The organism is Sphingobium sp. HDIP04 (assembly GCF_000445085.1).
In the GTDB taxonomy this organism is placed as follows: Bacteria; Pseudomonadota; Alphaproteobacteria; order Sphingomonadales; family Sphingomonadaceae; genus Sphingobium; species Sphingobium indicum.
Genome location: NZ_ATDO01000076.1, coordinates 38367 through 50218, shown reverse-complemented (window position 1 = coordinate 50218; position 11852 = coordinate 38367). Strand labels below are relative to the sequence as shown.

Annotated in this window: 11 protein-coding genes and 1 tRNA gene; 10 read left to right on the top strand and 2 right to left on the bottom strand. The window is 64.9% G+C overall.

Translation table 11 applies throughout. The features are described from left to right. The first annotated feature begins 41 nt into the window (after positions 1-41). From cyoA to L286_RS32590, 7 genes are read left to right on the top strand one after another with little or no spacing between them, the layout of a single operon-like run. On the top strand, positions 42-1157 hold the full coding sequence (gene cyoA / locus L286_RS32620; RefSeq protein ID WP_020819261.1) for a ubiquinol oxidase subunit II: 1116 nt from the start codon (positions 42-44) through the stop codon (positions 1155-1157). Positions 1158-1162: 5 nt separating this feature from the next. Continuing rightward, positions 1163-3169, top strand: a complete 2007-nt coding sequence (gene cyoB / locus L286_RS32615; RefSeq protein ID WP_025160504.1) for a cytochrome o ubiquinol oxidase subunit I — start codon at positions 1163-1165, stop codon at positions 3167-3169. Positions 3170-3174: 5 nt separating this feature from the next. Continuing rightward, entirely contained in the window at positions 3175-3798 is a 624-nt protein-coding gene (gene cyoC, locus L286_RS32610) for a cytochrome o ubiquinol oxidase subunit III (protein ID WP_025160505.1), read from the top strand. Continuing rightward, positions 3795-4214 carry a cytochrome o ubiquinol oxidase subunit IV gene (gene cyoD / locus L286_RS32605; RefSeq protein ID WP_013040385.1) on the top strand — a complete coding sequence of 140 codons (420 nt, stop codon included), beginning with the start codon at positions 3795-3797 and terminating at the stop codon, positions 4212-4214. The genes cyoC and cyoD overlap by 4 nt, the downstream gene beginning before the upstream one ends. Then, complete coding sequence (locus tag L286_RS32600) at positions 4211-4936, top strand: SURF1 family protein (RefSeq protein WP_020819264.1); 726 nt, start codon at positions 4211-4213, stop codon at positions 4934-4936. Before cyoD ends, L286_RS32600 begins: the two co-directional genes overlap by 4 nt. Then, the gene (locus L286_RS32595; protein ID WP_020819265.1) at positions 4933-6252 is read left to right on the top strand and encodes an ATP-binding protein; all 1320 of its coding nucleotides are present in this window, start codon (positions 4933-4935) and stop codon (positions 6250-6252) included. Before L286_RS32600 ends, L286_RS32595 begins: the two co-directional genes overlap by 4 nt. Continuing rightward, positions 6249-6779 carry a response regulator transcription factor gene (locus tag L286_RS32590; protein ID WP_007687793.1) on the top strand — a complete coding sequence of 177 codons (531 nt, stop codon included), beginning with the start codon at positions 6249-6251 and terminating at the stop codon, positions 6777-6779. Before L286_RS32595 ends, L286_RS32590 begins: the two co-directional genes overlap by 4 nt. A 249-nt stretch (positions 6780-7028) precedes the next feature. On the opposite strand, the gene L286_RS32585 is transcribed toward L286_RS32590, so the two are convergent. Both L286_RS32585 and L286_RS32580 read right to left on the bottom strand, forming a co-directional pair. Continuing rightward, positions 7029-8366, bottom strand: a complete 1338-nt coding sequence (locus tag L286_RS32585; RefSeq protein WP_020819266.1) for a DEAD/DEAH box helicase — start codon at positions 8364-8366, stop codon at positions 7029-7031. Positions 8367-8478: 112 nt separating this feature from the next. Then, complete coding sequence (locus L286_RS32580; protein ID WP_020819267.1) at positions 8479-8913, bottom strand: hypothetical protein; 435 nt, start codon at positions 8911-8913, stop codon at positions 8479-8481. A 78-nt stretch (positions 8914-8991) separates the two neighbouring features. Here L286_RS32580 and L286_RS32575 point away from each other — a divergent pair, with 78 nt between their 5' ends. The 3 genes from L286_RS32575 to L286_RS32565 all read left to right on the top strand — a co-directional run bounded on the left by L286_RS32575 (position 8992) and on the right by L286_RS32565 (position 11727). Then, positions 8992-10431: an FAD-binding oxidoreductase gene (locus L286_RS32575; RefSeq protein WP_020819268.1), complete on the top strand. Its 1440-nt coding sequence runs from the start codon at positions 8992-8994 to the stop codon at positions 10429-10431. Between the two features lie 140 nt (positions 10432-10571). Next, positions 10572-11360: a SapC family protein gene (locus L286_RS32570; RefSeq protein ID WP_007687800.1), complete on the top strand. Its 789-nt coding sequence runs from the start codon at positions 10572-10574 to the stop codon at positions 11358-11360. Between the two features lie 292 nt (positions 11361-11652). Beyond that, a tRNA-Glu gene (locus L286_RS32565) sits at positions 11653-11727 on the top strand. The last annotated feature ends 125 nt before the right edge of the window (positions 11728-11852 follow it).

Sequence of the window (11852 nt, the reverse complement as noted above, 5' to 3'; positions counted from 1 at the left end):
GTCCACTGTTCGACTCCTCGCGGAAGCGGTAGGCGCGGCCCATGCCACACCCCAACTCCCTGGACTGGACTCCGATTTTCCGAAGGTCCGCTCCGCTCCTGGCGCTGCCGCTGACGGCCTGCGACTGGGTCGTGATGAACCCGTCGGGCGATATTGCGATGCAGCAGCGCGACCTGATTCTTATCTCGACCGCGCTGATGCTGCTGATCGTCGTTCCGGTCATGGCGCTGGTCGTCTTCTTCGCCTGGCGCTACCGGGCGGCGAACGAGGCGGCGGACAAGGATTACGATCCGGACTGGGACCATTCCACCAAGCTGGAACTGCTGATCTGGTCCGCGCCGCTGCTGATCATCATCTGCCTGGGCGCGCTGACCTGGGTCAGCACGCACAAGCTGGACCCCTACAGGCCGCTCGACCGCATCGACGCGAAGACGGCGGTCGACCCCCGTATCAAGCCGCTGACGGTCGAGGTCGTGGCGCTCGACTGGAAATGGCTGTTCATCTACCCCGAACTGGGCATCGCCACGGTCAATGAACTGGCGCTGCCGGTCAATGTGCCGGTGCGGTTCGACATCACCGCCTCGACGGTCATGAACAGCTTTTACGTGCCTGAACTGGCCGGCCAGATCTATGCGATGCCCGGCATGAAGACGCAGTTGCACGCGGTCGCCAACCGGCCTGTAGCGGGCACCGGCATTTCCGCCAATTATTCGGGCGCCGGCTTCACCCACATGCGCTTCGCCTACCGTGCGCTGGACAGGGCCGGGTTCGATGCCTGGGCCGCCGGGGCGAAGGCGAGCCGCGCCCGCCTTGACCGCGACGCCTATCTGGCCTTGGCAAAGCCGAGCGAGAAGGCGCCCGTCGCCTATTTCTCCGCTTTCGACCCCAAGCTGTTCGATGCCATCGTCAATCTGTGCCCGCGGCCCGGCCAGCGCTGCATGGGCGAGCTGATGCACGTCAACATGATGGGCGGCGCGGGCAAGGAGTCGGCGCGCGACACCAAGGGTCTGCGCTACGATTTCCCCAACAGCCATGTGATCGAACAGTCGGACGAGAATAAGGGGCAGGAAACCGCACCCGACGCTCCCGCGGCTTCGAACGCCCCTCTCGATCACTCTTCCCACGGCGGCGCTGAAGCGCACGCGCAGCATCGGTAAGGCCCATGACCGGCACAATGACAACCGCACAGATGATCTTCGGCCGCCTGACATGGGACAGCTTCCCATGGCATGAGCCCATCATCGTCGCGACCTTCGTCGCGGTGGTGCTGGGCGGCGTCGCCCTGGTCGCGGCGCTCAGTTATTTCCGGCTCTGGGGCTATCTCTGGAAGGAATGGTTCACCAGCGTCGATCACAAGAAGATCGGCATCATGTACATGGTGCTGGGCCTCGTCATGTTCCTGCGCGGCTTTGCGGACGCGATCATGATGCGCATCCAGCAGGCGTGGGCCTTCAACGGTTCCGAAGGCTATCTGAACGCCCATCACTATGACCAGGTGTTCACCGCGCACGGCGTCATCATGATCTTCTTCGTGGCGATGCCGTTCATCACCGGCCTGATGAACTATATCGTCCCGCTTCAGATCGGCGCGCGCGACGTCAGCTTCCCCTTCCTCAACAATTTCAGCTTCTGGATGACGACGGGCGGCGCCGTGCTGGTCATGATGTCGCTGTTCCTGGGCGAGTTCGCGCAGACCGGCTGGCTGGCCTATCCGCCGCTGTCGGGCATCGCCTACAGCCCGGCCACGGGCGTCGATTACTATATCTGGGCGTTGCAGGTGGCGGGCGTCGGCACGACATTATCCGGCATCAACCTGATCGCGACCATCGTGAAGATGCGCGCGCCGGGCATGTCCCTCATGAAGATGCCGGTGTTCACCTGGACCTCGCTCTGCGCCAACGTCCTGATCGTCGCATCCTTCCCGATCCTGACCGCCACGCTCGTCCTGCTGTCGCTCGACCGCTATGCCGGCACTACCTTCTTCACCAATGATTTCGGCGGCAATCCGATGATGTACGTCAACCTCATCTGGATCTGGGGCCATCCGGAGGTCTATATCCTCATCCTGCCGCTGTTCGGCGTCTTCTCCGAAGTGGTGTCGACCTTCTGCGGCAAGCGCCTCTTCGGCTACACCTCCATGGTCTATGCGACCTGCACCATCATGGTGCTGTCCTATCTGGTGTGGCTGCACCATTTCTTCACCATGGGTTCGGGCGCCAGCGTCAACAGCTTCTTCGGCATCACGACGATGATCATCTCGATCCCCACGGGCGCCAAGCTGTTCAACTGGCTGTTCACCATGTATCGCGGCAAGATCCGTTTCGAGCTGCCGATGATGTGGGCCGTCGCCTTCATGCTGACCTTCACGGTCGGGGGCATGACCGGCGTGCTGCTTGCGGTTCCGCCTGCGGACTTCGTGCTGCACAACTCGCTGTTCCTGATCGCGCATTTCCATAATGTGATCATCGGCGGCGTGCTGTTCGGCCTGTTCGCGGCGATCAACTACTGGTGGCCCAAGGCCTTCGGCTTCAGGCTGAACGTCTTTTGGGGCAAGGTCAGCTTCTGGTGCTGGAACATCGGTTTCTGGCTGGCCTTCGGTCCGCTCTACGTGCTCGGCCTGATGGGCGTCACGCGCCGCCTGCGCGTGCTGGACGATCCGTCGCTGCAACCTTGGTTCGTCGTCGCCGCGATCGGCGCCGCCGTCATCGCCCTGGGCATCGGCGCCATGCTGATCCAGTTCGCCCTGTCCATCTGGAAGCGCGACGAGCTTCGCGATCCGACCGGCGATCCCTGGGACGGCCGCACCCTGGAATGGGCGACCAGCTCGCCCCCGCCGGACTATAATTTCGCCTTCACCCCCGTCGTGTACGACGGCGACACCTGGGCGGACATGAAGAAGAACGGCTATCAGCGCCCGCTGAGCGGCTATCAGCCGATCCACATGCCGAGCAGCACGGGCGCGGGCGTGATCCTGGCCGGGCTGGCGACGCTGTGCGGCTTCGCGCTCATCTGGTACATCTGGTGGCTTGCGGGGCTGAGCTTCATCGGCATCGTCGCCGTCGCCATCAGCCATAGCTTCAACTACAAGCGCGACTTCCATATCCCGGCGGATGTCGTCACGCGCACCGAGGAAGATCGCACGCGCACCCTCGCGGCGTTGGGAGCCTGACACGCATGAGCAGCGCAACTGCACCTATGGAACCCAGGGCCTATCACCTGGCCGAGGAACCGCACCTCCACGAAGGCCACAGCACCATGCTGGGCTTCTGGATGTATCTGATGAGCGATTGCCTCATCTTCGCCATCCTCTTCGCCACCTATGCGGTGCTGGGCGGCAGCTATGCAGGCGGGCCGGGGCCGAAAGACCTGTTCGACCTGCCGCTGATCGCGCTCAACACCGCGATGCTGCTCTTCTCCTCCATCACCTACGGCTTCGCCATGCTGGCGATGGAGAAGAACCGGGTCCGCGCCACCCAGGGCTGGCTGTTCGTCACCCTGCTGTTCGGCGGGGCGTTCCTGTTCATCGAACTCTACGAATTCTCGCACCTCATCCATGAGGGCGCGGGGCCGTGGCGTTCCGCCTTCCTCTCCTCCTTCTTCACGCTGGTCGGCACCCACGGGCTGCACGTCACCTTCGGTTCGATCTGGCTGGTGACGCTGATGGCGCAGGTCGCGAAAAAGGGCCTGATCCCCGCCAACAAGCGCCGCCTGATGTGCCTTTCCATGTTCTGGCACTTCCTGGACGTCATCTGGATCGGCGTCTTCACCTTCGTCTATCTGATGGGAGTCCTGCGGTGAGCGACGCTGTCCATTCCCACGATCACGGCCATCACGAAGAAGGCGCGCATGGCAGCTTCGGCAGCTACATGATCGGCTTCGGCCTGTCGGCGATCCTGACGGCCATTCCATTCTGGCTGGTGATGAGCGGCGCGCTGAACGATCCGCAACTGACCGGCGTCGTCATCATGGGCTTCGCCGCGGTGCAGGTGGTGGTCCACATGATCTACTTCCTGCACATGAACACCCGCGTGGAAGGCGGCTGGTCGTTCATGGCGATGATGCTGACCGTGGTGCTGGTCGTCATCGTCCTGTCGGGATCCCTGTGGGTCATGTATCATCTGAACGCCAACATGATGCCGCACGCGCAGATGGAGATGGACATGGGTCCGACCCAGGAAATGCGCGCCATGCACAATATGAGCGAGATGCCGTGACAACGGCCCGCGACGGGGAGCGCTCCCGGCGCTCCCCGGCCTTTCCCATCGGCCCGACGCTGATCGCCCTCCTCCTTTTCGCCGGATTTTGCGCGCTGGGCGCCTGGCAGGTCCAGCGCCTCGCCTGGAAACGCGACCTGATCGCCCGCGTCGACGCGCGCATCCACGCGCTCCCCATTCCCGCCCCCCGCGCCGCCGGCAGGGCCGACGAATATCGCCGCGCGCGGATTTCGGGCCATTTCCTCCATGACAAGGCCGCGCTGGTGCAGGCCGTGACGGTGCGCGGACCCGGTTTCTGGGTGCTGACCCCCCTCGTCACCGACCAGGGCTTCACCCTGATCGTCAATCGCGGCTTCGTGCCGCCCGACAGGCGGCGGGATTATGCAAGACCGCCGGGCGAGGTGCATGTGACGGGCCTGCTCCGCCTCAGCGAGCCGGGCGGCGGCTTCCTGCGCTCCAACGACCCGGCGGCCGACCGCTGGTATTCCCGCGACGTCGCCGCCATCGCCGCGGCGCGGGGGATCAGCGGCCCGCTCGCCGATTATTTCATCGACGCGGACGCCGCCCGCGACCCCGACAGCTTGCCCGTCGGCGGCCTTACCGTCGTCAAATTCCCCAACAGCCACCTGCAATATGCGATCACATGGTTCGCACTGGCGGCGATGGTCGCGGGCGCGTACATATTCGTCATGCGCCAGGAGCGGAAAGACCGCCGGGGATGAACCGGACCCTGCCGATCAGCACCCTCTGGCAACCCAGCCAGTGGCCCGCCGACGCCGCCGGCCGCAAGAATCTGGCGCTGCTGGTGCAATTGCGCTGGCTGGCGATCGCGGGCCAGCTCATCACCATAGTGGCGGTGCATTTCGTCATGGGCATCCGCCTGCCGCTGGCGCCGATGCTGCTGCTCGCGGGCATGGCAATGGCGATGAACGGCCTCAGCCTGGGCGTGCTGCGCAGGCGAACCGACGTGTCCCATGCCGAACTGTTCCTGTCGCTGCTGTTCGACGTGCTGCTGCTGACGGCGCAGCTTTATCTTTCCGGCGGGGCAACCAATCCCTTCATCTCCCTCTATCTGGTGCAGGTGGCGCTGGGCGCGGTGCTGCTTGATCGCTGGAGCATCTGGGGCATCGTCTTCGTCTCGGCGCTGTGCGCGGGGCTGCTGGCGCTGCATTACCGGCCGCTGGATCTCAACGGCGCGCTGGAAGGCCATCTGTTCGACCTGCATATCGTCGGCACCTGGATCTGCCTCACCATGGTCGCGGTGCTGCTGGTGTTGTTCATGCTGCCGGTGACGCGCAACCTCCAGGCGCGGGAGGCCTATCTCGCCCGGCTGCGGCAACAGGCGGCGGAAGAGGAGCATATCGTCCGCATGGGCCTGCTGGCGTCGGGCGCGGCGCATGAACTGGGCACGCCCCTCTCCCAGCTTGCGGTGGTGCTGGGCGACTGGAAACATATGCCGGAGGTGACGGAACACCCCGCCCTGGTCGAGGAAGTGGAGGAGATGCAGGCCGCCGTGCAGCGCTGCAAGCAGATCGTCACCGGCATCCTCCTTTCCTCCGGAGAGGCGCGGGGCGAGGCGCCGGAAGTCACCAATGTGCGCGATTTCATCGAGGGCATCGCCATGGAGTGGCGCAGGGCCAATCCCGGCATGCCGCTGCGCTGCGATTTCGGGCCGCACGACTATCCCCGTATCGTCGCCGATCCGGTGATCCGCCAGGCGATCGGCAACCTGCTCGACAATGCGCGGGAGGCGGGCGCGACCTATATCGACCTGCTCGTCGGGCGCGACTGCAGCTCGCTCAACATCGCGGTCCGCGACAATGGCAGCGGCTTTTCGCAAGCGATGCTGGAGGATTTCGGCAAGCCCTATCGATCGAGCAAGGGCAAGGAAGGCCATGGCCTGGGCCTGTTCCTTGTGGTCAATGTCGTGCGCAAGCTGGGCGGCAGCGTCAGCGCGAGCAACGGGGCCGACGGCGGGGCGCTGATCCTGCTGCGGCTGCCGCTGGGCACGGTGGCGCTGGAGGAGACGACTGCATGACGGATCGCCTGCTGGTGATTGTCGAAGATGACGAGGCGTTCGCGAAGACGCTGAAGCGCTCCTTTGAACGGCGCGGCTATATGGTGCTGACGGCGGACAGCCACGCGGCGCTGGAAAGGGTGCTGGCGGGCAACAGGCCGGGCTTCGCCGTGGTCGACCTGAAGCTGGGCGCGGAGTCGGGGCTGGTGTGCGTGCGAACCCTGCATGCCCATGATCCCGCGATGGTGATCGTCGTGCTGACCGGCTTCGCCAGCATCGCGACGGCGGTGGAGGCCATCAAGCTCGGCGCGTCCAACTATCTGGCCAAGCCGTCCAACACCGACGACATAGAGGCGGCGTTCGCCCGATCGGCCGGCGATCCGTCCACGCCGCTGGCGCCGCGTCCGACATCGATCAAGACGCTGGAATGGGAACATATCCATGAAGTGCTGAAGGACAGCGACTTCAATATCTCCGAAGCGGCGCGGCGATTGGGCATGCACCGGCGAACGCTGGCAAGGAAGCTGGCGAAACGGCAGGTGGGTTGAAGGAGATTTCAGTTAGGGAGTGAACGGGCCGGAGCGCGACTCTTTCTTTTGGGTAGCGTCCTGCTCCCGCGCAGGCACTGGAGCGAGACGCACCGCTCGCAGGAATCTGGTCCGGACGCAGTGATGCCCATTCACGGCGGGTCTGGGCTCCTGCCTTCGCAGGAGCACGGCGCGCGAAGGGAACGAGAGCATGGCCAAGCGGAGAACCGATTCCCACCCTTGGACAGGCAGGCTTTTCCGCACGATCTTCTAGGCCCCGAATCCCACGGAGAGGAATTCCGGAACCGGCCCGTTCCAGCCGTCATCCGGGCCATCGTCCACCTGTTCCGGCCGCCGCGGCCGGGCGCCATTGCCTTCGGGCCGCGCAGCGCGGGGTTCTTCGCGGCGGCGGTCGTCGCGCCGCTTGTCGCTCTTGCGCTCCTTGTCCGGACGGCGCGGCTCCTGCTTCTCCCTTTCGGCGGGGGCAGCGGCCGCCGGCGCATCGATCGTCTCGATCTTCTGCTTGATCAGCTTCTGGATATTGTCGATCGCCTCGGCATCGTCCGCCGTCACGAAGGTATAGGCGACGCCCTTCGCCCCGGCGCGGCCGGTGCGGCCGATGCGGTGGACATAATCGTCCGGATGCCAGGGCGCGTCGAAGTTGAACACATGGCTGACGCCCTTGATGTCCAACCCGCGGGCCGCCACGTCCGACGCCACCAGGATGTTCACCGTCCCCGCACGGAACCGCTCCAGTTCCGCGATGCGCGCCGACTGGTCGATGTCGCCGTGGATCTCGCCCGACCTGAAGCCGTGGCGCTGAAGGCTCTTGTTGAGTTCCCGCACCGTCGTCTTGCGGTTGCAGAAGATCACCGCGCTCAGCACATCCTCCGCTTCCAGCATCGCGCGCAGCGCTTCCCGCTTCTTGCGCGAATCCACCTTCACCAGCCGCTGGGTGATGTTGGTGGAGGCGGTCGCGGGCCGCGCCACCTCGATCGACTTGGGATTGCTGAGGAAGCGATCGGCCAGCTTCTTGACCGGCGCGGGCATGGTCGCGGAAAACAGCAAAGTCTGCCGCTGGGCAGGCAGCTTGGTGCAGATTTCCTCGATGTCAGGGATGAAACCCATGTCGAGCATGCGGTCCGCTTCGTCGATCACCAGCATGCTGCAACCGTTGAGCAATATCTTGCCCCGCTGGAACAGGTCCATCAGGCGACCTGGCGTTGCGATCAGCACGTCCACGCCCTTTTCCAGGGCCTTGAGCTGGTCGCCCATCTGCACGCCGCCGATCAGCAGCGCCATGTTGAGCTTGTGATACTTCCCGTATTTCTCGAAATTCTCCGCCACCTGGGCGGCCAGTTCCCGCGTCGGCTCCAGGATCAGCGAACGCGGCATCAGCGCGCGGGCGCGGCCATGGGCAAGGATGTCGATCATCGGCAGCACGAAGCTGGCTGTCTTGCCCGTCCCGGTCTGCGCTATGCCGATGATGTCCTTCATCATCAGCACGGGGGGAATCGCCTGCGCCTGGATCGGCGTGGGCGTGTCATATCCGGCCTCGCTAACGGCCTTCAATAATTCGTCGGATAGGCCGAGATCGGCAAAGGTCATTCAGATGTCCGGGACAGGAGGCTCTCCCCCCGCGTTGGAACACGCAGGGGAAATCGGGCGCGCCTTGCGGAAATATCGGCCTCTTGTCAAGAAAATCGCGAAGAGGATGGCGCTAATCGTCGGGTTCGGCGTGCTCCAGCCGGCGAAAACTGTCGATCGCGCAACTTGCGCCGCTGCGCGCCTGCAACTCGTCCCGCCCGGAACAGAGCGAGCCATCCTCATCGGGTTCGACATAGAAGCCGGAATAGAACCCCATGCTGTTGCACCCGCGCTCCAGCCTGGCGCGGTAGCGATGATTGTCCGCCAGCAGCAGGTCTATGGCATTGTCCATCAATATGCTTGCGGAGCGAATCGAGCGCAGCGCGATGCAGCGCGGCCCCTTCCTTTCCTTCCAGTCGTCCCGCGCCTGGGGGACGCGACGAGCGGGGGCGCGTCCCTTCCTTGCCATCGGAACGCGGATGATGACGCGCTGCTCTATCGTCAATTGCGCCCACTGCACGGGCTCGGCGGCTGACGCGGTGAACAGCAGCAGGACGGAATGAAACAAGTCGAACCCCTTTTGGGACGCAGACGCTATGGGCCAAAGGTTGAACCGTCGATGAATTCCAAGGCATAGGACAGTCCCATGACAGGACAAGATGTTATCGCCCGATTCACGGCCCTGCTGGGGGAAAAGCGCGTCGTGACCGATGCGGACGACATCGCGCCGTGGCTCAGCGACTGGCGCGGACGCTATCATGGCGCGGCGTCCGCCATTCTTCAGCCCGAAACGACGGAGCAGGTCGCCGCCGCCGTCCGCCTTGCCGCCGACCTTTCCGTGCCGCTGGTGCCGCAGGGCGGCAACACATCCATGGTGGGCGGCGCCACGCCCCCGGCGGACGGCTCCGCGCTGATCCTGTCGCTCCGCAGGATGAACCATATCCGCAGCCTGTCGCCGGACGACAATCTTGCCGTCTGCGAAGCGGGCGTGATTCTCTCCAACCTCCACGATGCCGCCGCCGCCGCCGGCCGTCGCTTTCCCCTGAGCCTCGGGGCCAAGGGTTCGGCCACCATCGGCGGCCTCATCTCCACCAATGCCGGCGGCACGCAGGTGCTGCGCCACGGCACGATGCGGGCTTTGGTCGAAGGCTTGGAGGCTGTCCTGCCCGACGGCGGCATCTTCCACGGCCTGGATGCCCTCAGGAAAGACAATCGCGGCTATGACATCAAGCAGTTGCTGATCGGCGCTGAGGGGACTTTGGGGATCGTCACCGCCGCTTCGCTGCGCCTCGTCCCCGCCATCGCGGCGCGCGCGGTCGGCTGGATCGGCGTCCCTTCCCCCGCCGACGCGCTCGCGCTGCTCCGGCTGTGCGAAGCGCATCTGGGCGACAGCGTCGAGGGGTTCGAGGTGATCGCCGACGATGGCCTCGGCCATGTCCTTTCGCACATCCCCGGCACCCGCTGCCCCATCGCGACCCGCACTCCCTGGCACGTGCTGGTCGAGGTCGATCATGGCGACCTGCGCGATCCCGGACCGGCCGAGCAACTGGAAGGCGCGCTGGCCGAGGCGCTGGAACGGGGCATCGCCGTCGACGCCGCCATCGCCGCCAATGAAGCGCAGGCGGAGGCCTTCTGGCGCATCCGCGAATCGCTGTCCGAATCCGAGCGGGCGCAGGGGCCGGCGCTGCAATATGACGTCAGCGTGCCGGTCGCCCGCATGCCCGCCTTCATGGTGGATGCGGCGGCAGCGGCGGAAAGGGCCTTCCCTGGGACCACCGCCTCCTCCTTCGGCCATCTGGGCGACGGCAACGTCCATTTCCATGTCCGCGCCCCCAAGGGCACGACCGATGGGCCGGGCTGGATCGCGGCGCATGGGCAGGCGATCAACGCCTTCGTTCATGACGCGGTGGTCGCGGCTGGCGGCTCCATCTCCGCCGAGCATGGCATCGGCCAGATGAAACGCGCCGAACTGGGCCGCCTCGCCAGTCCCGCGCGCCTCCACGCCCTGCGCGCGATCAAGGCCGCCTTCGACCCGCAGGGCATCATGAACCCCGACAAGCTGATCCCCAGGCCGGAGGAAGGCTGAAACCCGGCCCGCCCGCCGCGCCGGGCGTCGACAAAGCGATTGCCTCCCGCATGCAAGGGCCTTATCCTGCCCGGCCCAGTATCATGCTCGCGGCGCAATGCAAAATGCGCCGCTTTTTGTTGGAAATGGACTAGCACATCATGGCAAGCGCGCCCGCGAACGGCCTTCCCGTCTTCTACAACGACCTCATCCCGCTGAGCAGCGTCGATCATGCCGCCTGGCGCAGCCGCACCGTCGATTCGGCGCCGTTCCTGACGACCCAGCACGCCATTCCCCTGACGGTCGACGAATTCGTCGCCGCCCAGCGCTTCGTGCCGATCATCTTCTCCGCCGGGGACGAGCCGGTTCCGCTGGCGCTGATGGGCCTCAACGAAGGCGTCAACACCTTCCTCGACGACGAGGGCAAGCTGCGCGGCCCCGCCTATGTGCCCGCCTATGTCCGCCGCTATCCCTGGATGCTGGCGAAGCTGCGTTCCGACAGCGACGAACTCTCGCTCTGCTTCGATCCGACCAGCGACGCGCTCGGCACGTTCGAGGAAGGCCAGGCGCTGTTCGAGGATGGCAAGCCCAGCGAACTGACGCAGGGCGTGCTCAAATTCTGCGAGGATTTCGAGCAGGCGGCGGCGCGCACCGGCCAGTTCATGAAGGATCTGAAGGATCTCGACCTGCTGATGGACGGCGAAGTCGCCATTCAGGTGCCCGGCAATGAACAGCCCTTCGTCTATCGCGGATTCCGCATGGTGAACGAGGAAAAGCTGCGCGACATGCGCGGCGACCAGCTTCGCAAGATCAGCCAGAACGGCATGCTGCCGCTGATCCATGCGCACCTCTTCTCGTTGCAGCTCATGCGTGAGCTGTTCGAGGCGCAGGTGTCCCAGGGCAAGGGGCCGATCGCGGTTCCGGCAGCGCCCCAGACAGCGGATGCTTAACCAAATTAAGCATTTATGACAGGGATTTAAGGAAAAAGGTTGCGCGGCGCCACTTGAAACTCCGCGCGGTTTTCTCTATTTACCGAACATACGGCGCACCTGCCCCCCTTTCGGGTGTGTCGTATGGGCGCCTCCCCCTTTTGGAGGCGTCTCCTCCCTGAACCTTGGCCACCCCATGCGAATCGCATGGGGTGGTTTTTTCTGGGTGGAGGGAAATTGCGCGAGTTTCCCTTGACGGCGCCGACGCGCTTTCCTAAACGCGGCCCCCTACTCGCCGCCCCACGCGGCCTGTGGCCCCTTCGTCTAGCGGTCAGGACGCTGCCCTCTCACGGCTGAAACACGGGTTCGATTCCCGTAGGGGTCACCATTGGAAATAGAGCCGCTAACCTGATCTCCGGCCGCTATTGCTTCTGCAATATTCGGTCGTGGGTAGGCGGCACAGGCGTGGGCGGCATTTCGTTGGGGTTTGCGCAAAAGGCATACCGGACCCAC